Below are 18355 nucleotides of genomic sequence, written 5' to 3' on the forward strand. Positions count from 1 at the left end.
GCCATGAAGCAACCCTTCCGACGCAGCGTCGACGAGCACCGTGGCGTGCTGAAGGCCCTGCTGTCCGAACTGCCGTCACGGCTGGGGTCCCAGGAGCTGGTGCTGGGCGAAGCCCGCGGACGGATCCTGGCCGCGGATCTGCCGGCACCCCGGAACCTGCCGGCGTTCGATAATTCGCAGATGGACGGATTCGCCGTACGCCGAGCCGACCTGCTTGACGGGCAGGAACTCCGGGTCGGTGCCGTGATCGCCGCCGGCGATGCCGCGGAAGCCCTGCCGGCCGGAACGGCGGCCCCCATCATGACCGGGGCCATGCTCCCGCCCGGCGCGGACGCCGTGGTACCCATCGAAAGGGCGGACCCCCCGGAATTCCCGGAGGCCCTCAGCCAGCCGGGCCCCCCGGCAGGGGCCTGGACGGTACGCCTGCCCGCCGACACCCCCGACGGCCAGTTCATCCGCGCGGCCGGAAGCGATATCGCCCGCGGGGCCATCGCCCTGCCTGCAGGAACCCGGCTCGGCCCGGCCCAGCTCGGACTGGCCGCGGCCTTGGGGTTGGACCGGCTCACCGTGACCGGGCGCCCCCGGGTCCTGGTCCTGGCCACCGGGGACGAGGTGCGCGCGCCCGGCTCCGACCTCGCTCCGGGACAGATCCACGATGCCAACACCACCTTGTTGCTGGGCCTCTTCGCCGAGGCGGGGGCCGAGGTCGCCGCCGCAGGCATCAGCACCGACGCGCCGGAGGCCTTCATGGCCGAACTGGCCCCCGCCCTGGGACCGCCCGGCGCTCCGGCCGCCGATCTCGTGGTGACCAGCGGGGGCATCAGCAAGGGCGCCTTCGAGGTCGTCCGGCTGGCCCTGGCCGGCCACGGGATCGAGTTCGGCTCCGTCGCCATGCAACCCGGAGGGCCCCAGGGCGCCGGCATGCTGCGGCTGCCGGGGGCGGCGCCGACCCCCTTGCTGGCCTTCCCGGGAAACCCGGTCAGCGGGGTCGTCAGCTTCGAGCTGCTGGCCCGGCCCGTCTGGGAGGAACTCTTCGCCACGCCGCCGCGACCCCGGGTGGCGACCCGCCTGGCCACCGATCTTGCGGCACCTCCGGCGGGAAAGCTCCAGGTCCGGCGGGCCGCCGTCGTCCTCGGGGACGACGGCGCGCCGACCGCGACCCCGGTGGGCGGGCCCGGTTCCCATCTGGTCCATGCCCTGGCCAGGTCCAATGCCCTGCTGGTGCTCCCTGCCGGAAGCGCGGCACCCCGGGCTGGAGAAATGATCGACACCCTCATTTACGGAGCGCAGATATGAACGACCCCGAAGCACCAGCCCTGAGCCATGTCCGGGCCGACGGATCCGCGCATATGGTCGATGTCTCCGCCAAGGCCGAGACCTCGCGCCGGGCCGTCGCCCAGGCAGTGCTGCACACCCGCCCCGACGTCCTGGCGATGATCGTCGCGGGGGAGCTTCCCAAGGGCGATGCCCTGGCGGTGGCCCGCGTCGCCGGGATCATGGGCGCGAAGAAGACCCCGGAACTGATTCCGCTGTGCCATCCGCTGCCGCTGTCGAAACTGACCGTCGATTTCTTCCCCGATGCCGACGCCGGAAGCATCCGCATCGAGGCCGCCGTGACCACCCGGGGGGTGACCGGCGTGGAGATGGAGGCCCTGACGGCCGTGTCGATCACCGCATTGACGCTCTACGACATGACCAAGGCGGTCGATAAGCACGCCTCCATCGACGACATCAAGGTGCTGGCCAAATCCGGGGGAAAAAGCGGGGACTGGACCGTCGGGGAGGACCGGTGAGACCCGCATCGACCCGCCGGGCGGGAATCATCATCGCCTCCACCCGGGCCGCCTCCGGCGGGTATGCCGACCGCAGCGCCCCGATCATCGGCGAATGGTTGCAAGGGCACGGCTTCGAGCTGACCGAACCGGTCATCGTCCCCGATGGGGAACCGGTCGGTGCCGCCTTGCGCGAACTGCTGGCCTCGAGCCCGTCGCTGCTGATCACCAGCGGGGGGACGGGCCTGGCCCCCGATGACCTGACCCCCGAGATGACGGCCCCGTTGTTGGACCGGGAGATCCCCGGGATCATGGAGGCCATCCGCGCCGTCGGGCGCACGAAGACCCCGCATGCCGCCCTCAGCCGCGGCCATGCCGGAACCGTCGGCAGGACGCTGGTGGTGAATCTTCCGGGATCGCCCTCCGGGGTCCGCGATGCCCTGGGCGTCCTGGACCCGCTCATCACCCATCTCTGCGAACAGATTGAAGGAGGACATGGACATGCCTGATACCCCGGGAATCGTGGTTTTCGCCGGTATGGCGGAGGCACCCATCGACGTCTCGACCGCGTGGGATGCCGTCGAGACCGACGCCACCGGCGCCGTCGTCACCTTCGGCGGGGTGGTGCGCAACCACGACGGCGGCCGAGCGGTCGACAAGCTGGACTACAGCGCCCATCCCAGCGCCGAGGCCACCATGGCCGCCCTGGCCGCCGAGGTCGCGAGCCGCCACCCCGGAACCCGGCTCTGGGCCGCCCACCGGACCGGGGCGTTGGCCATCGGGGATCCGGCCCTGGTGGCAGCCGCCGCCTCCGCCCACCGCGGGGAGGCCTTCGAAGCCTGCCGGGATCTGGTCGAGGCAGTCAAGGCCGGGGTGCCGGTCTGGAAGGAACAACACTTCACGGACGGCGACACCGAATGGGTGGGCATGGCCTGAGGCGATATCCTTGGGTGCATGAGTGCTCAAATTCGTGTTGCCATCCTCGGCGCCTCCGGGCGCATGGGTTCCGAGGCCGTCCAGGCCGTGGAGAACGCCACCGACATGGAACTGGTGGCGGCCCTGGGCCGGCACGATCCATTGCAGGAAGTGCTCGACGCCGGGGCCACGCACCTCGTGGATCTCACCGTTCCGGGCAGCACTGAAACCAATGTGCGTTTCGCCGTCGACCACGGGCTGCACGCCGTGGTGGGGACCACCGGATGGACCGACGACCGCCGGTCCCAACTCGCCGAACTACTGGCCGCGCACCCGCAGACCGGGGTGCTGATCGCCCCGAATTTCGCGTTGGGTTCCGTCCTGGCCTCCGCTTTTGCCGCCCAGGCCGCCAAATACTTCGAATCCGTCGAAATCATCGAACTGCACCACCCGAATAAGGTCGACGCCCCCTCGGGGACCGCGGTGCGCACCGCCGAACTGATCTCGGCGAAGCGTCGTGCGGCGGGGATCCCGGCCAGCCCCGATGCCACCGAGACCCTGCTGGACGGGGCCCGTGGCGCCGATGTCGAGGGGGTGCACGTGCATTCGGTCCGGCTCCGCGGACTCGTCGCCCACCAGGAGGTCCTGCTCGGTTCCGAAGGCGAACAGCTGACGCTGCGCCATGACTCCTTCGACCGGGCCTCGTTCATGCCCGGGGTGCTGTTGGGGCTACGGACCGTCGGCTCACGCCCCGGGCTGGCCTACGGACTGGACTCCTACCTCGATCTGGGAGGCAACGCCTAAGTGAAGACCAAACTCTGGGTCGGCGGGATCCTGCTGCTGTTCGTCCTCTACCTCTTCGCCGCCTTCTCCAGCGCGGTGACCCTCATCGGCTCACCTGAACCGCTGGCCAAGGGCATCGGCATCGCGGCCCTGCTGATCCCCCTGCTGGGGGTCTGGATCCTCATCCGTGAAGTCCTTTTCGGGGCCCGTAGCCAGCGCATGGCAGGGATCCTCCAATCGGAGGGGCTGCTGCCCGAGGACAACCTGCCGCGCACCCCTTCCGGACGGATCATCAAGGCATCGGCCGATGAGGACTTCGTGCAGTACCAGGAGGAAGCCGAGGAACACCCCGGGTCCTGGCGCAGCATGCACCGGCTGGCGTTGGCCTACGATGCGTCGGGGGACCGCCGTCGGGCCCGCGAGATGATGCGCCGGGCCATCGACCTGTTCCGGGCCTCACCCGACGCGAAGGCGTCCACCGGAAGCTGACCTTCCCGGCCCGGGGCCGATCAGCTCCGACGTGAAAACAAGGCAGCCTGCACGCGGGACTGCAGGCCGAGCTTGGCCAGGACCCGCGAAACGTGGGTTTTCACGGTCGTCTCCGAAATATCCAACCGACGTCCGATCAGTTGATTGGACAACCCCTCACCCAGGCACTTCAGCACTTCACGCTCGCGGGCGGTCAGCGTCTCCACCGCGGCAGCGGCATCCAGGGAAGCGGCGTCAGCGATGGGTGGCGCCGTCCGGGCGGCCACCGCTGCACTGACGATTCGTGCCGTGACCTCGGGGGAAATCACCGAATCCCCGGCGTGGACCCGCTGCAACGCGGCGGTGATATCCGCCGGTTCGGCCGATTTGAGCAGGAACCCGTCGGCCCCGGCCTCCAACGCCCCGAAGAGGTAGGCATCCTGGTCGAAGGTCGTCAGCACCAGGACCTTGGACAAGGCCTCGGCGGTGATTTCCCGGGTCGCCTGGATCCCGTCGACGACCGGCATGCGCAGATCCATCAGGACGACGTCGGGGCGCAGCGCCCGCGCCATCTGAACCGCCCGGCCGCCGTCGGCCGCTTCGCCCACGACGGTGAGACCGGGCTGCGTTTCCAAGACCATGCGCATGCCCAGACGGATGGCCGCATGGTCATCAGCCAACAACACCGTGATATCGCTCATGCCGGGCCCTCAGCCGGCGGAACCGAGGCCCGGCCGGCGAGCCCAGCGCCAGAGTGCTCCAAATCTTCCTCCGAGGCGCGAACCGGCAGCCGAACCGAGACCTGCCAGCCGCCGTCGTGCACTGCTGCCGTCAGTTCCCCGCCGAGCTGCTCCACCCGCAGGCGAAGACTCCGCAACCCGGTGCCGGTCCCGGGTTCCCCGGCATCTGCCGCGGACCCAGGTCCGGCCGGTGGTGGGCTGTTGGTGACGCGGACGTGGAGCAGCCCGGCGGCGGGACCACCCTGCCCGACGACGGCGATATTGGCACCGGGGGCATGTCTCAGCGCGTTGACCAGCGACTCGGCCACGACCCGGTAGACGGCAGTCTGTTGTGCCGAGGGGATCGACGCGGTTCCCGACACCGTGCTGGACAGGGTGATCCGGGTCCCCGAAGCAGCATGGGCGGCGACCAGCGAATCAAGGTCCGCGAGGAACCCCGCAGCTTCCTGGGCATCACCCGAAGACAGGATCCGGATCATCGAAGTCAGCTCGTTCAGCCCCGCGACGCTTTCCTTCCGGACATGGGACAGGACCTCGGCGGCGAGTTCACGGGTCCCGGTGCTCAGCGCAGCGCCGGTCTGCAGGGCGATCGCCGAGAGGCGGGCCGAGAGGACATCGTGGAGTTCGTGGGCCATGCGTTGGCGCTCGGAGGCCACCGCCAATTCGTGACGGGCTGCTTCCAGGGTGGCTTGTTGCCTGACGGCATCCTCCGCAGCCTGAGCACGGGTGGCCTCCGCCGCGGACAGCTTGCGTTCCTTGCGCACATTGCTGGCCCATTCGGCCGGCAGCAGCAACGACATTCCGGCAATCAGTGCCGTCAGAACGGCAGCAGGCAGCTCGGCCGTGACCGCCAGGACGGAAAGAGTGGCGACGGCCGTGAGGACCAGGGAGGCGATTTCGGTCATTCGGGAGACCCGGTCGCCGGCAAAGAGCACCAGCGAGAAGACGGTTTCCCAGAGCAGGAACAGCGCCGTCGTCTGGCCCATCAGCAACAGCACCAGTACCGCCGTCCCGGTCATGGAGGCCATCAGGAACGTCGTCCCACGCCGGAAGAGGATGCCCACAGACCCCACGGCTGCCACTGCGGGCCACCAGGCCGAGAAAGCTGGTGGGAACCAGGCCCAGTCGCCATCGTTGTTCACGGTGAACAGCAACCACATCATCGCCGGATAGCCCAGGGCCAGCAGGATGTCCTCGCGCCGGATGGCACTCAGCACCCGGAGAACGGGCCGTTCGGTATCGTTCATGGTTTCATCGTGCCCGTCCCCGCCCGTGGTTCCAAGGCGGGAGGCCACCTGATGGGACGAAGGGATGACCTCCGGTGCATCGATGGCAGGACGCGCGGCAGCCGGGATCCGACGAGTGTGGGGTCATGACCTCTGAGAATCTGCTCAAACTCCTCGTCCTGGCCCTGGTGGACAGCACCAGCATCGGCACCCTGGTGATCCCCGTGTGGTTGCTGTTGCGCCGCGACGTCGGGCGCATCGCCGGACGGATCGGCATCTACCTGGTGACGATCGGGGTCTTCTACTTCCTCATCGGCGTGCTGATGCTGACCTCGGCCACCACGGTGCTCCAGGTATGGGGTGACGGAGCCCGGATGTTCATCGACTCACGCCCGGCCCATTGGGTGGCGCTTGCCGGCGGCGCCGGGCTTCTGTGGTTCGCGCTCAAGGACGGCAAGACGGTGCGCCGGACGGCGAAACCGCAGCACGCCACGACCGCGACCGGGGCAACCGCGACGGCACCGGATCAACCGGGGCCATCCGGTCCGCAGGGCCGTCAGGAAGCGGCCGAGGAACGGTGGAAGACCCGCATCGGCAGGGCCCTGGGCACCCCGGCCGGCCTGCTTACTTTGGCGCTGGTGGCCGGTTTGCTCGAGCTGCCGACCATGCTGCCCTATGTAGCGGCGATCGGCGTGCTGACCGTCTCAGGTCCTGCCGGGGCGGGATCGTTCCTGCTGCTGGCGGGCTACTGCGTAGTCATGTTGCTACCGGCTGGGTTGCTGCTGACCGCCCGGCTGCTGTTGGCCCACCGCATCAACGGACCCCTGCACCGGCTGGGCCAGTGGTTGGGCAAGGCCTCCGCCGAAGCGGTGTTGTGGATCATGGGAGTCGGCGGGTTCCTGCTGCTGCGCTTCGCCGTCGGTGGGCTCTAAGCCGGATCAGCCGGTGCCGCTGCGGGCGAGCGCATGCACCCCGGCTTCCAGCGGGCCCCTCCGGCCGGCCCACTTCAGTCCGATGCCCACCAGCAGGGAACCGACGACGAAGTACAGGTACAACCCCAACCGCGGCATTCCGGCGGTGACGGTGCTCAACGCGTCCAAGGCCACCAGGTGGCCGGCATAGAGGGTCAGCGTCGCGGACCCGGCGCCAGAGAGTGGCCAGAGCAGTGCTTCTCCGGCCAGGCCGAGCAGCGCCGACAGTGCCATGGCCAGCAACTGGCAGGCGCCCAGGACGGCGATCGCGGTCCCCGCCACATGCAGCAGATCCAAGGGGGCGCTGCTATGCGGTGCGGAGAGGACGAACCACCAGGGGGTCCCTTCGACCCCTGCCAGGCCGTGCCCGGAGAGCAACGCAGCATCCAGGGGCAGACCGTTCCCCTCGGTGATCGCCGTCAAGGTCCGCAGCGCCTCGTCGTTGGCTCCGATCACCCGGTCCGAGAGCTCCCGGGCCGCCCACGCCAGGGACGCACCACCGACGGTGAACGCCAGGGCGACCGGAGGCAGCGAGATCCGGCAGCGCCCCAGGGCCAGACCCAGCACGATGAATCCCGTCCAGACCAGGACCGGGTAGTAGCCGGTGATGAACAGATCGGCGGCCAACGAGGCCGGGCGCAGCAGGTCCGTCAGACCGGGGGAGGGGCCTACGGTGGCCGGGGAGATGCGGGACGTCGCCAGCGGGAAGAGCAGGTACCACAGGACGGGGGAGAGCAGCAGCCAGCCGATCGCCGAGAACCAGAGGGTGCGCCACCGCAAGCCGAGGAACACACTGGCGATCAGGAACAGCACCCCGTAGTGCACCAGGATGACGGCGACATTGGTGTTCAACGCTCCACAGCCCAACCCGATGACGGTGATCAACACGGCCCGGATCAGGACCGAGCGCCGCCCGGACCTGAGTCGGGTCCCGGTATGTGGGCGGCTTCCCCCGGTCAGCAGCGCCAAGCCGACACCGGCCAGGATCGCGAACAGTGCCGAGGACGTCCCGGCGAACAAGGTGGCCGTCCAGGTGGCATGGACGGCGCCGGAATCATCGGCCCGGGTCAACGGCAGGATGTGGGTGGCCATCATGCCCAGCAGGGCGAGGCCGCGGGCCACATCGACCCCCGCGATCCGACCAGCGGGGGCGGAGGCGCTCTGACTGGGCATGGGCTCCTGGAGGATCGGATCGGGCGGCGGGGGTGCCGGGGACACACGGTCGAATATATCAAGGCGGGCCACCGGCCGGAGGGGGGACGACGGCGGAATCGGGCCCGCGTCGTCATCGTCGGCCGGGTGCGCGTCATCTTGGTCACGTGGCGCGTGGACTCGGCGGTTTCGGGGTCCGTGCGGGGTAACGTGGTGCCATGCCTACCCCGGAATCCAATACCCCGCGTCATGATGCCATCTTCGGGAACCTGGGGACCGCCATGGTCACCCCGTTCACGCCCGCCGGCGAGGTCGACTACGACCAGGCAGCGGCCTTGGCGACCAAACTAGTCGATGAGGGCTGCGACAACCTGGTGGTCACCGGGACCACGGGGGAGACCTCGACGCTGACCGACGAGGAGAACGTGGGCATGTTCCGCACGGTCGTCGAAGCCGTGGGCGACCGTGCGAAGATCATCGCCGGGTCCACCACCAACGACACTGCCCACTCCATCCAGCTCTCCCAGGCCGCCGCGAAGGTCGGCGTGCACGGGCTGCTGGTCACCGCACCGTATTACAACAAGCCCAGCCAGGCCGGCGTCCGGGCCCACGTCGAGACGCTCGCTTCCTGCACCGATCTGCCCGTCATGGTCTATGACATTCCCGGCCGCACCGGCATCTCCATCAGCACCGAAACCCTGATCCGTCTGGCCGAACACCCCAACGTGGTGGCGTTGAAGGATGCGAAGGCCGACTACCAGGCCACCACCCGCGTGCTGGCCAGCACCGACCTGGATGTGTACTCCGGGGACGACGGGCTGACGCTGCCGCTGATGGCCGCCGGCGCCCAGGGGGTCATCTCCGTGACCGCCCACGTCGCCACCGCCGCATACCGCCGCCTGGTGGACGCCCTGCTGGCCGGCGACCTGGCCACCGCCCGGGCCCTGCACTTCGAACTGGACCCCATCCAGCGTGCCGTCATGTCGCATATCCAAGGAGCCGTGGCCGCCAAGACGGTCCTGAAGTGGCAGGGGGTCCTCTCCAACGCGATCGTCCGTCTGCCCCTGGTGGAACCGACCGATGCCGAAGCGGCCCCCATTCGTGCGAATCTGGCCGAGGCGGGAATCAACCTCTAGGAAAGGGGCCCCGATGAGCGAAACCAGCGTCGTGCCGGAGCAGGAAACGTACCCGAACCCGCCACCGCCATTGGCCCATGACGTCCTGCGGATCGTCCCCCTCGGCGGCATCGGGGAAATCGGGCGGAACATGGCCGTCTTCGAGATCGACGGCAAACTGCTCATCGTGGACTGCGGGCTCCTCTTCCCCGAGGAACACCAGCCCGGGGTGGACGTCATCCTGCCGGACTTCGACTACATCCGCGAGCGCATCGACGACGTGGTCGGCGTCGTACTGACCCACGGGCACGAGGACCATATCGGGGCCGTGCCCTACCTGCTGCGGTTGCGCGGGGACATCCCGCTGATCGGATCGCAGCTGACGCTGGCCCTGGTCGAAGCCAAACTTCTCGAACACCGGATCACCCCGGTGCTGGTCACCGTCGAGGAAGGCCAACGCCACACGTTCGCCGGCTTCGAAACCGAATTCGTGGCAGTGAACCACTCGATCCCCGACGCGCTGGCCGTATTCATCCGCACGAGCGCCGGTACGGTGCTGCATACCGGCGACTTCAAGATGGACCAGTTGCCGTTGGACGGACGCATTACCGACCTACGGGCCTTCGCCCGCCTGGGCGAAGAAGGCGTGGACCTGTTCATGTCCGACTCCACCAACGCGGACGTCCCGGGCTTCACGACGGCCGAACAGGAGATCGGGCCGGTCCTGGACGATTTGTTCTCCCGGGCCACCCGACGCATCATCGTCGCCTCCTTCTCCTCCCACGTCCACCGGGTCCAACAAGTGCTCAACTCCGCCGCCACGCACGGGCGCCAGGTCGCCTTCGTCGGGCGTTCCATGGTCAGGAACATGGGCATCGCCGCCCGGCTGGGGTACCTGGAGGTGCCCGAGGGCATCCTGATCGACCTCAAGGAAGCGGACCGGCTTCCCGAGGAGCGGGTGGTCTTGATGTCCACCGGCTCCCAGGGCGAATCCATGGCGGCACTCTCCCGGATGGCCACCGGCGACCACCGGGTCACCGTCGGCCGCGGGGACACCATCATCCTGGCTTCCTCCCTGATCCCCGGCAATGAGAACGCCGTCTTCCGGGTGATCAACTCCCTGATGGCCCTGGGGGCCGACGTCGTGCACAAGGGCACGGCCAAGGTCCACGTCTCGGGGCACGCCTCCGCCGGGGAACTGCTCTACTGCTACAACATCCTGCGGCCGGGCCATGCCATGCCTGTGCACGGCGAAACCCGGCACCTGCTGGCCAACGCCCGTATTGCCGAACAAACCGGCGTTCCCGCGCAGAACATCCTGGTCACCGAGGACGGGGCCGTGGTCGACCTGAAAGACGGGGTGGCCCGACGGGTCGGCACCGTGGACTGCGAGCTGGTCTATGTCGACGGATCAGCAGTGGGAAGCATCACCGAGGAGGACCTCAAGGACCGCATCGTCCTGGGCGAGGAAGGATTCATCTCCGTGATCTCGGTCATCAACCGACAGCGCGGAACCGTGCTCTCCGGACCCGACATCCACTCCCGCGGGGTGGCCGAGGATGCCGACGTGCTCGAATCCATTAAACCGGCGATCCTCACGGCCCTGCAGGAGGCGCTGGCGAAGAACCCGGAGGCGACCACCCACCAATTGCAGCAGGTCGTGCGCCGGAGCATCGGGTCCTGGCTCGGACGGACCCTGCGCCGCAAACCACTGATCATGCCGGTTGTCCTGGAGGCCTGAAGGCGTGTGAATCCGGGGTTTTGACCCCTGGATCCTGTACGGTTGCGCATATGGCGACCCGTACTTCCCCCACCCCGACGAAGGCCTCCGGCCGCAAACCGGCGGGCAAGACTCCAGCGCGCGGAAAACCGGCTTCCGGTTCCACGCGCCAGGGCGGGACGAAGCCGGTGGGAAACACCGCCGAGGCCGACCAGGACATCGCCCTGCCGCTACGCGCCATCCGTGGCCTCTGGATGGGCCTGGCCCGGGTGATCGGCGGCGCCTTCCGCAAGATCGGCCAGGACGTGCGCCCGGACCGTGACATTCGTCGCGACGGCACCGGACTCTTTCTGGTCGTCATCGCCGTCATCGTCGGCAGCGTCGAGTGGTGGGGACTGCGCGGGGTCGGTTGGTACGGAACCACCGTGCACAACGTCTTCGGCGGATCCCTGGGCTTCATGGCCTCGCTGCTGCCGCTGGTGCTGTTCATCGGCGCCTACCGTCTCTTCCGCCGCCCCGCCGAAAACCGCGCCAACAACCGCATCGGCATCGGCCTGACCCTGGCGACATTCTCCATCGCCGGGATCGCCCATGTCGCCGCCGGATTGCCGACCCTGGACGAACCGCTCGACGCGCTCCGAGCCGGTGGCGGCGTCGTCGGGTTCCTCATCACCGTTCCGTTGGCCGGACTGCTGACCCAGTGGGGTGCCCTGGCGATCATGATCGCCGGCGCCGTGCTCAGCGTGATGATCATGACCGCCACCCCGTTCCGCCATATCCCGGCCCGTCTGCGCCAAGGCTACGAATGGATCATGGGCCAGCCGGAGCCCGGTTCCGAACCCCGTGAACCCGAGGACCCGAACGATCCAGAACACGATCAGAGCTACCTCTATGCCGACCGCGGTGCCGCGGCCCCCAGGCCCAAGCGCAGCCGCCGCGCCGGCAAGGCAGCCAGGGCCCGCCAACGCGAGGAAGAGGAGGCCGCCGCAGCAGCAAGCGAAGGCCTCACCGGCGATGAAGCCTATGACAATGCCGTCATCAACGACCGTGATGCCCAGACCAAACCGGTTCCGGAACCGCAGATCCCCCCGGGTGTACGCCGGCCCACGGCATCCGAAAAGGCCATGGAAAAGGTCAAGAACGACGTCGGACTGGGCACCCCCGCTGCGGGGCAGGATGGGGAACCGGCCACCGAGGCGCTGGATACCACCGCGATCAACGGCATGCTGGCCGGCTCCGGGAGCGCGGCGGCCCCCGCCACCGTGGCCTCCAACCCGGTGGCCCAGCCGGCCCCCTTGTCACCGATCCCGCAGCGCACCGAACAGCTCCAGCTCTCCGGCGACGTCGCCTACACCCTGCCTTCCTCGGAGTTCCTGCCGGCAGGTCCTCCCGCGAAGGAACGTTCCGAGGCCAACGACGCCGTCGTGAAGGCACTCACCGACACCCTGGACCAGTTCAAGGTCGAGGCCCACGTCACCGGTTTCAGCCGTGGGCCTACGGTCACCCGGTACGAGATCGAGCTCTCCCCGGGGACCAAGGTCGAACGCGTGACCGCCTTGTCCAAGAACATCTCCTATGCGGTGGCCTCCTCTGACGTGCGCATCCTCTCGCCGATCCCCGGCAAGAGTGCCATCGGCATCGAGATCCCCAACACCGACAAGGAAGTGGTTGCCCTCGGCGACGTGCTGCGTTCGAACGCGGCCCGCAAGACCGAACACCCCATGGTCATGGGCATCGGCAAGGACGTCGAAGGCGGGTTCGTGGTCGCGAACCTGGCCAAGATGCCGCATATGCTCGTCGCCGGTGCCACTGGTGCCGGTAAGTCCGCCTTCGTGAACTCGATGATCACCTCGATCCTGATGCGGGCCACCCCCGACGATGTGCGCATGGTCATGGTCGACCCCAAGAGGGTGGAACTGACCGCCTACGAGGGCGTTCCGCACCTGATCACCCCGATCATCACGAGCCCGAAGAAGGCGGCAGAAGCCCTGCAATGGGTCGTGCGCGAGATGGACACCCGCTACGACGACCTGGCGAACTTCGGATATAAGCACATCGACGACTTCAACAAGGGGGTGCGCAACGGCAAGGTGGTTCCGCCCGAGGGCTCCAAGCGGGTGCTGAAGCCCTACCCGTACCTGCTGGTGATCGTCGATGAGCTGGCCGATCTGATGATGGTCGCCCCGCGTGACGTCGAGGACTCGATCGTGCGCATCACCCAGCTCGCCCGGGCCGCAGGCATCCACCTGGTCCTGGCCACCCAGCGCCCCTCCGTGGATGTGGTCACCGGGTTGATCAAGGCCAACGTGCCCTCCCGCATGGCGTTCGCCACCTCCTCGGTCACCGATTCCCGCGTGGTGCTGGACCAGCCGGGAGCCGAGAAGCTGCTGGGACAGGGCGATGCCTTGTTCCTGCCCATGGGGGTCTCCAAGCCGATGCGTGTGCAGGGCTCCTGGGTCACCGAATCCGAGATCCACCGGGTCGTGGAGCACGTCAAGGGCCAGCTCACGGCCGTCTACCGCGAGGATGTCGCGGTGGAGGCGGCGCCCAAGAAGGACATCGACGACGACATCGGCGATGATCTCGAGGTGCTGCTGCAGGCCACCGAACTGGTGGTCACCACCCAGTTCGGTTCCACCTCGATGCTCCAACGCAAACTCCGGGTCGGCTTCGCCAAGGCCGGACGACTGATGGACCTGTTGGAATCACGCGGCGTCGTCGGTGCCTCCGAGGGATCCAAGGCCCGAGACGTCCTGGTCCAGCCCGACGACCTGCCGGCCGTGCTCGCCGCCATGCGCGGGGACACCGCTCCGGCTGCTCCCGAGGAGGTGGCCCCGGCCGAGGCCGCCCTCGTCGAGAACGCCAACGCGAACCACCAGGGCGCCGATCTGGTGGCCGAGGACCTCGCCTCACGGGCCCAAAGCACCGACTACCACGATGAAGACGACGGCGACTCCGGTTCGGAAGACGCCTGGAACCTCACTGGACGGTAACCTGAAAGGGTGACTGATACACCTGCAGGACCGGCCCCCGGCCATGTCCCGACCCTGAACATCGCCAACGTCCTGACGACCCTGCGGATCATCATGGTCCCCTTCTTCGTCTGGGCGCTGGTGGCCGATGACCAACAGCACGCGGCCTTGAGATGGGTGGCCGTCGGCCTCTTCGTCGTGGCCATGTATACGGACAAACTCGACGGGGACCTGGCCCGCAGCCGCGGGCTGATCACCAACTTCGGGAAGATTGCCGACCCGATCGCCGATAAGCTCCTGCTGGGGGCCGCCCTGGTGACCCTGTCGTGGCTGGGCGAACTCTGGTGGTGGATCACCATCGTCATCCTGGTGCGCGAGCTCGGGATCACGCTGCTGCGCTTCGCCGTGCTGCGCCGCGGGGTCATCGCCGCCTCGCGCGGCGGGAAGCTGAAGACCGTCACCCAGACGGCAGGCCTGTTCCTGCTGTTGCTGCCGTTCACCCCGGCGATCACCTGGCTGTCCATCGTGGCCCTGATCGTGATCCTGCTGGCCGCACTGATCACCGTCTACACGGGGATCGACTACATCATCCAGGCCGCGCGGATGGCCCCGGCCGGCCAAGGGACCGAGACCCCGTGACCGGCGGTGGCACCCCGGCGCTGGCCGCACGGATCATCTCCGAGGCGACCCGGCGGGGGATCACCGTGGCGACCGCCGAGTCGCTGACGGCAGGTTGGATCTCCGCCGCGTTGGCCGATGTCCCCGGAGCCTCGGCCGTGCTGCGCGGGGGAGTGGTCAGCTACCACAACCAGGTCAAGCAGGAGGTGCTGGGCGTCGACGCGTCCCTGCTGGAGAGCAGGGGGTCCGTCGATGCGGAAGTGGCCCGTCGGATGGCGGTCGGGGCCCGCCGGATCTGCACCAGCGACGTCGCCGTTGCCAGTACCGGGGTGGCCGGCCCGGATGCCCACGACGGCAAGGAAGTCGGGACGGTCTTCATCGGCCATGCCGGGCCCCACGGTAGCGGCGCGGTCGAATTCCGGTTCACCGGAGGACGGCAAGCCATCCGCGCCCAGGCCTGTGAGAGGGCACTGGAACGACTGCTGGAACTCATCGAGGCGGAATGAGCCTCCACCACCGGCGCGGAATACTGGCTGTGGGGGCAGTTTTGTGACTAGGCTGGGGGCTGGGGAACAAAATCGAGGTCCCGTTAGTTGAAAAAACTACAGGGTCCATGACAGGACCCATCGGCCAGGGACACCTGGCACAGGATCAAAAGGAGTAAGGCGATACACATGGTCAAGCAACCCGTATCCGTAAACGGCGTCGTCCGTTGGCGCGATGTGGGACTGACAGAAGATGCCCATCGCGAGCATAAGGAGCCCAAAATGGTAGTACTCCGCCACGAGATCGGGGACGTCCTGAGGGATGTCCGCCAGCGTCAGGGCAGGACCCTACGCGAGGTCTCGCATAATGCCCGTGTTTCCCTTGGTTACCTCTCCGAGGTGGAGCGTGGACAGAAGGAAGCGTCGTCCGAACTGCTCTCATCGATTTGCGGGGCATTGGACGTTCCGTTGTCCTTGATGCTTCGCGAGGTCAGCGACCGGGTCGCGATGGCCGAGGGCGTCGACATCCCCGACACCGTCCCGTCGGACCTCACCAACGAGTTCGCCACGGTCCTTCCCGAGGAATGGACCGAAGGCCTGGCCCAGGGCATGGCCCCGACCCACTAACGCCGGGAACATCCCCTCACGCCATGACAGCAGGGCAGCCGTTCACACGGCTGTCCTGCTTTCCGTTAACGACGTGCTTCAGCCCCGATCATTCAAATAGGAGCCGTTCAGCTTGGTCAGCAAGGCGGCCAACGACAACAACTCCTCGTCGGGCCAGTCGGCGAGCAGGTCTTGGAAGACATGCTGGCGGGAGGTCTGCGCCGCAGCCAGTTGCCGTGCCCCGGCCGGGGTCAGGGTGATCGACTGGGCCCGGCCATCCGAGGGATCGGCGACCTTGGCCAGCACCCCCAGCTCCTCGAGCATCTTGACCTGGCGGCTCACCGAGGGTTTGCCGACGCCGATCTCCGCAGCCAACTCGGTCAACCTCAGGGTCCCACGACGTTGCAGCGCCGCCAACAGGCCGTAGGCTCCCGGCTCCATATCGGGGTGGACCTGCTTGGCGACCTTATTGCCATTGGCCCGGGCCCGACGCCAGAGGAAACTGAGCTGCTCCTCCATGTCATGGATGGCTCGGGTGCGCTGGGCCACTGCCTCATCTGCGGGATCGGGTGCATTCATGGCACCATCTTAGGGTCGGAGGGACCAACCCGTGGAAGAATGGACAACGTGAGACTCAGTGATTTCTGGCGCCTGATGGACGACGAGTTCGGTGCGGGCTACTCCCGTGTGCTGGCCTCCGAGCTGGTCCTGTCCGAACTGGGCGGCCTCAGCGCCCAGGCGGCCCTGTCCTCGGGCGTCGACCCCCGCCGCGTCTGGTGGGCCATCTGTGAGAAACAGGACGTTCCCCCCGCACGGCGGCTCGGACGCGATGTCGCCCCGAAGCAGTAATCGGCCATGACACGCCGAACACTCGTTCGAACATGTGTTCGGAACAGCTGTAAGCTGTCCACAGAGACATGGCACGGGTGGCGGACCGCGGTTCTCCACAAGGGACGACGGCCCGCACCAAATTATCCGGTGCGGCGCATACCGTGTGAAACAGGACGACAACAGGCCGTAGGGCCGCAAGACAACCGAGGTGAATGATGGCCGCAGCAATGGACCGCGAAAAGGCTCTCGAATCAGCGCTGGCACAGATCGACAAGCAATATGGCAAGGGTTCGGTGATGCGTCTGGGGGACGATACCCGAGCCAGGATCGAAGTCATCCCGACCGGCTCGATCGCCATGGACATCGCCCTGGGCATCGGCGGGCTGCCGCGTGGCCGTGTCGTGGAGATCTACGGACCGGAATCATCCGGTAAGACCACGTTGGCGCTGCACGCAGTCGCCAACGCCCAGGCCAACGGCGGCATTGCCGCCTTCATCGATGCCGAGCACGCACTGGATCCCGAGTACGCCAAGAAGCTCGGCGTCGACACCGACGCCCTGCTGGTGTCCCAGCCGGACACCGGTGAGCAGGCGCTGGAGATCATGGACATGCTCGTTGGTTCCGGCTCCCTGGACGTCGTGGTCATCGACTCGGTGGCCGCCCTGGTGCCGCGCGCCGAAATCGAAGGCGAGATGGGCGATAGCCACGTCGGCTTGCAGGCCCGCCTGATGAGCCAGGCGCTACGTAAGATCGCCGGACGGCTGAGCCAGACGAAGACCACTGCGATCTTCATCAACCAGTTGCGCGAGAAGATCGGCGTCTTCTTCGGCAGCCCCGAAACCACCACCGGTGGCAAGGCGCTGAAGTTCTACGCCTCCGTGCGGATCGACGTCCGTCGCATCGAGACGCTCAAGGAGGGAACCAACCCGGTCGGGAACCGGACCCGGGCCAAGATCGTCAAGAACAAGATGGCCCCGCCCTTCAAACAAGCTGAATTCGACATCCTCTACGGCGTCGGGATCTCCCGTGAGGGTGGCCTGATCGACATGGGCGTCGAAGAAGGCTTCGTGAAGAAGTCGGGGGCATGGTTCACCTACGACGGTGACCAGCTCGGCCAGGGCAAGGAAAATGCGCGTAAGTTCCTGCGGGACAACCCGGATCTAGCCGATGAACTGGAGCGTCGCATCAAGGAGAAGCTGGGTATCGGCGCCCTGCCGCCGGAGGAGCCGGGCGATGCGCAGCTACGCGCCGTGGGCAAGGACTCCTAGGCGTTCGAACGCAACGAAGTACAGGCCGGGAGGGGGCGTCGGTGGAGGGAGACAGCGCTGCCATGGAGGCCGGTGACCTGAACCGGGAGACCCTGTTCCCCCGCGAAGACACCGCACCGCTGGACGCGGCGGAGGACCACCGGGCCGAGCAGGAGCCTGGTGGTCGAGGCGGTGGGCGCGGACACCGGTCTCCCGGTCCTGACCCGGAGAAGGACCCCGAGGCGGCGGCACGGGCGATCGTCCTGCGACAGCTCACCGGCTCGCCCAAGAGTCGTCGGCAGTTGGCCGACAAGCTCTCGGAGCGGGGGATCCCGCGGGACGCGGCCGAGGGCATCCTGGATCGATTCGAGGAACTTCAACTCATCGACGATGCCGCCTTCGCCGAGGCCTGGGTGCGTAGCCGTGCCCGCAGCCGGGGACTGTCTCGCAGCGCCTTGCGCCGCGAGCTGCGGGAGAAGGGCATTGCCGACGAGCTCTCCGATGAGGCGCTGGAACAGCTCAGCGGGGCCGATGAGTTGGAGATGGCCCGCGAACTCGTGGAGAAGAAGGTCAGGTCGATGCCGGCGGGACTGGACCACGACAAGGGGGTCCGGCGGCTGGTGGCGATGCTCGGCCGCAAGGGGTACGGGTCGGGGACCGCCTTTCGTGTCGTCAACGAGATCTGGACCGCCGACCGCGACTGAGCCCTGCCCTGCCAAAACGCCCAGGTTCCT

General features: G+C 67.8%; 20 protein-coding genes. 16 read left to right on the plus strand and 4 right to left on the minus strand.

Annotation, left to right across the window (positions count from 1 at the left end; translation table 11 throughout):
• The first annotated feature begins 3 nt into the window (after positions 1 to 3).
• From ACT3UE_RS10250 to ACT3UE_RS10275, 6 genes are read left to right on the plus strand one after another with little or no spacing between them, the layout of a single operon-like run.
• Positions 4 to 1296 (plus strand): molybdopterin molybdotransferase MoeA, encoded by a 1293-nt coding sequence (locus tag ACT3UE_RS10250; protein WP_444554621.1) that lies wholly within the window; start codon positions 4 to 6, stop codon positions 1294 to 1296.
• Positions 1293 to 1793 carry a cyclic pyranopterin monophosphate synthase MoaC gene (gene moaC / locus ACT3UE_RS10255; protein ID WP_444554620.1) on the plus strand — a complete coding sequence of 167 codons (501 nt, stop codon included), beginning with the start codon at positions 1293 to 1295 and terminating at the stop codon, positions 1791 to 1793. Before ACT3UE_RS10250 ends, moaC begins: the two co-directional genes overlap by 4 nt.
• Positions 1790 to 2281 (plus strand): MogA/MoaB family molybdenum cofactor biosynthesis protein, encoded by a 492-nt coding sequence (locus tag ACT3UE_RS10260; protein ID WP_444554619.1) that lies wholly within the window; start codon positions 1790 to 1792, stop codon positions 2279 to 2281. The genes moaC and ACT3UE_RS10260 overlap by 4 nt, the downstream gene beginning before the upstream one ends.
• Positions 2268 to 2708 carry a molybdenum cofactor biosynthesis protein MoaE gene (locus ACT3UE_RS10265; protein ID WP_444561794.1) on the plus strand — a complete coding sequence of 147 codons (441 nt, stop codon included), beginning with the start codon at positions 2268 to 2270 and terminating at the stop codon, positions 2706 to 2708. The genes ACT3UE_RS10260 and ACT3UE_RS10265 overlap by 14 nt, the downstream gene beginning before the upstream one ends.
• Before the next feature lie 18 nt (positions 2709 to 2726).
• Positions 2727 to 3491 (plus strand): 4-hydroxy-tetrahydrodipicolinate reductase, encoded by a 765-nt coding sequence (gene dapB, locus ACT3UE_RS10270; RefSeq protein WP_444566657.1) that lies wholly within the window; start codon positions 2727 to 2729, stop codon positions 3489 to 3491.
• Entirely contained in the window at positions 3492 to 3959 is a 468-nt protein-coding gene (locus ACT3UE_RS10275; protein WP_444554616.1) for a hypothetical protein, read from the plus strand. It begins immediately after the preceding gene.
• A gap of 20 nt (positions 3960 to 3979) precedes the next feature.
• On the opposite strand, the gene ACT3UE_RS10280 is transcribed toward ACT3UE_RS10275, so the two are convergent.
• Positions 3980 to 4639 carry a response regulator gene (locus ACT3UE_RS10280; protein WP_444566658.1) on the minus strand — a complete coding sequence of 220 codons (660 nt, stop codon included), beginning with the start codon at positions 4637 to 4639 and terminating at the stop codon, positions 3980 to 3982.
• A complete protein-coding gene (locus ACT3UE_RS10285) occupies positions 4636 to 5925 on the minus strand; it encodes a sensor histidine kinase (protein ID WP_444566659.1) in 1290 nt (429 codons plus the stop codon). Before ACT3UE_RS10285 ends, ACT3UE_RS10280 begins: the two co-directional genes overlap by 4 nt.
• Before the next feature lie 125 nt (positions 5926 to 6050).
• On the opposite strand from ACT3UE_RS10285, the gene ACT3UE_RS10290 reads away from it, so the two are divergent.
• Positions 6051 to 6836, plus strand: coding sequence for a GAP family protein (locus ACT3UE_RS10290; protein WP_444554613.1), 786 nt, complete (start codon positions 6051 to 6053; stop codon positions 6834 to 6836).
• 6 nt (positions 6837 to 6842) lie between these two features.
• Here the strand turns inward: ACT3UE_RS10290 and ACT3UE_RS10295 are convergent, their stop codons facing one another.
• On the minus strand, positions 6843 to 8048 hold the full coding sequence (locus ACT3UE_RS10295) for a heparan-alpha-glucosaminide N-acetyltransferase domain-containing protein (protein ID WP_444554612.1): 1206 nt from the start codon (positions 8046 to 8048) through the stop codon (positions 6843 to 6845).
• A 197-nt stretch (positions 8049 to 8245) separates the two neighbouring features.
• Between ACT3UE_RS10295 and dapA the strand changes: the two genes are divergently transcribed.
• From dapA to ACT3UE_RS10325, 6 genes are all read left to right on the plus strand, one after another.
• Positions 8246 to 9163, plus strand: coding sequence for a 4-hydroxy-tetrahydrodipicolinate synthase (gene dapA / locus ACT3UE_RS10300; protein ID WP_444561790.1), 918 nt, complete (start codon positions 8246 to 8248; stop codon positions 9161 to 9163).
• Between the two features lie 13 nt (positions 9164 to 9176).
• Positions 9177 to 10883 carry a ribonuclease J gene (locus ACT3UE_RS10305; RefSeq protein ID WP_444561789.1) on the plus strand — a complete coding sequence of 569 codons (1707 nt, stop codon included), beginning with the start codon at positions 9177 to 9179 and terminating at the stop codon, positions 10881 to 10883.
• A gap of 50 nt (positions 10884 to 10933) precedes the next feature.
• The gene (locus ACT3UE_RS10310; protein ID WP_444561788.1) at positions 10934 to 13855 is read left to right on the plus strand and encodes a DNA translocase FtsK 4TM domain-containing protein; all 2922 of its coding nucleotides are present in this window, start codon (positions 10934 to 10936) and stop codon (positions 13853 to 13855) included.
• Between the two features lie 9 nt (positions 13856 to 13864).
• Positions 13865 to 14473 carry a CDP-diacylglycerol--glycerol-3-phosphate 3-phosphatidyltransferase gene (gene pgsA, locus ACT3UE_RS10315; RefSeq protein ID WP_444561787.1) on the plus strand — a complete coding sequence of 203 codons (609 nt, stop codon included), beginning with the start codon at positions 13865 to 13867 and terminating at the stop codon, positions 14471 to 14473.
• Positions 14470 to 14958, plus strand: coding sequence for a CinA family protein (locus tag ACT3UE_RS10320; RefSeq protein WP_444554607.1), 489 nt, complete (start codon positions 14470 to 14472; stop codon positions 14956 to 14958). The genes pgsA and ACT3UE_RS10320 overlap by 4 nt, the downstream gene beginning before the upstream one ends.
• Before the next feature lie 168 nt (positions 14959 to 15126).
• Complete coding sequence (locus ACT3UE_RS10325) at positions 15127 to 15564, plus strand: helix-turn-helix domain-containing protein (RefSeq protein ID WP_444554606.1); 438 nt, start codon at positions 15127 to 15129, stop codon at positions 15562 to 15564.
• Positions 15565 to 15642: 78 nt separating this feature from the next.
• On the opposite strand, the gene ACT3UE_RS10330 is transcribed toward ACT3UE_RS10325, so the two are convergent.
• Positions 15643 to 16122 carry a MarR family winged helix-turn-helix transcriptional regulator gene (locus ACT3UE_RS10330; RefSeq protein WP_444561786.1) on the minus strand — a complete coding sequence of 160 codons (480 nt, stop codon included), beginning with the start codon at positions 16120 to 16122 and terminating at the stop codon, positions 15643 to 15645.
• Positions 16123 to 16170: 48 nt separating this feature from the next.
• Here ACT3UE_RS10330 and ACT3UE_RS10335 point away from each other — a divergent pair, with 48 nt between their 5' ends.
• The 3 genes from ACT3UE_RS10335 to ACT3UE_RS10345 all read left to right on the plus strand — a co-directional run bounded on the left by ACT3UE_RS10335 (position 16171) and on the right by ACT3UE_RS10345 (position 18325).
• Positions 16171 to 16392, plus strand: coding sequence for a DUF3046 domain-containing protein (locus tag ACT3UE_RS10335; protein ID WP_444561785.1), 222 nt, complete (start codon positions 16171 to 16173; stop codon positions 16390 to 16392).
• Between the two features lie 197 nt (positions 16393 to 16589).
• A complete protein-coding gene (gene recA, locus ACT3UE_RS10340) occupies positions 16590 to 17642 on the plus strand; it encodes a recombinase RecA (RefSeq protein ID WP_444554648.1) in 1053 nt (350 codons plus the stop codon).
• A 41-nt stretch (positions 17643 to 17683) separates the two neighbouring features.
• Positions 17684 to 18325: a regulatory protein RecX gene (locus ACT3UE_RS10345; protein ID WP_444554603.1), complete on the plus strand. Its 642-nt coding sequence runs from the start codon at positions 17684 to 17686 to the stop codon at positions 18323 to 18325.
• The last annotated feature ends 30 nt before the right edge of the window (positions 18326 to 18355 follow it).

This window comes from Arthrobacter sp. 179, assembly GCF_052379645.1.
In the GTDB taxonomy this organism is placed as follows: Bacteria; Actinomycetota; Actinomycetes; order Actinomycetales; family Micrococcaceae; genus Arthrobacter_H.

What these genes read in the sequence shown, in the direction of transcription:
- ACT3UE_RS10250 (WP_444554621.1), top strand. Translation starts at nt 4, where the DNA reads ATGAAGCAACCCTTCCGACGCAGCGTCGACGAGCACCGTGGCGTGCTG.
- moaC (WP_444554620.1), top strand. Translation starts at nt 1,293, where the DNA reads ATGAACGACCCCGAAGCACCAGCCCTGAGCCATGTCCGGGCCGACGGA.
- ACT3UE_RS10265 (WP_444561794.1), top strand. Translation starts at nt 2,268, where the DNA reads ATGGACATGCCTGATACCCCGGGAATCGTGGTTTTCGCCGGTATGGCG.
- dapB (WP_444566657.1), top strand. Translation starts at nt 2,727, where the DNA reads ATGAGTGCTCAAATTCGTGTTGCCATCCTCGGCGCCTCCGGGCGCATG.
- ACT3UE_RS10280 (WP_444566658.1), bottom strand. Translation starts at nt 4,639, where the DNA reads ATGAGCGATATCACGGTGTTGTTGGCTGATGACCATGCGGCCATCCGT.
- ACT3UE_RS10285 (WP_444566659.1), bottom strand. Translation starts at nt 5,925, where the DNA reads ATGAACGATACCGAACGGCCCGTTCTCCGGGTGCTGAGTGCCATCCGG.
- ACT3UE_RS10290 (WP_444554613.1), top strand. Translation starts at nt 6,051, where the DNA reads ATGACCTCTGAGAATCTGCTCAAACTCCTCGTCCTGGCCCTGGTGGAC.
- ACT3UE_RS10295 (WP_444554612.1), bottom strand. Translation starts at nt 8,048, where the DNA reads ATGCCCAGTCAGAGCGCCTCCGCCCCCGCTGGTCGGATCGCGGGGGTC.
- dapA (WP_444561790.1), top strand. Translation starts at nt 8,246, where the DNA reads ATGCCTACCCCGGAATCCAATACCCCGCGTCATGATGCCATCTTCGGG.
- ACT3UE_RS10305 (WP_444561789.1), top strand. Translation starts at nt 9,177, where the DNA reads ATGAGCGAAACCAGCGTCGTGCCGGAGCAGGAAACGTACCCGAACCCG.
- ACT3UE_RS10310 (WP_444561788.1), top strand. Translation starts at nt 10,934, where the DNA reads ATGGCGACCCGTACTTCCCCCACCCCGACGAAGGCCTCCGGCCGCAAA.
- ACT3UE_RS10325 (WP_444554606.1), top strand. Translation starts at nt 15,127, where the DNA reads ATGGTCAAGCAACCCGTATCCGTAAACGGCGTCGTCCGTTGGCGCGAT.
- ACT3UE_RS10330 (WP_444561786.1), bottom strand. Translation starts at nt 16,122, where the DNA reads ATGAATGCACCCGATCCCGCAGATGAGGCAGTGGCCCAGCGCACCCGA.
- recA (WP_444554648.1), top strand. Translation starts at nt 16,590, where the DNA reads ATGGCCGCAGCAATGGACCGCGAAAAGGCTCTCGAATCAGCGCTGGCA.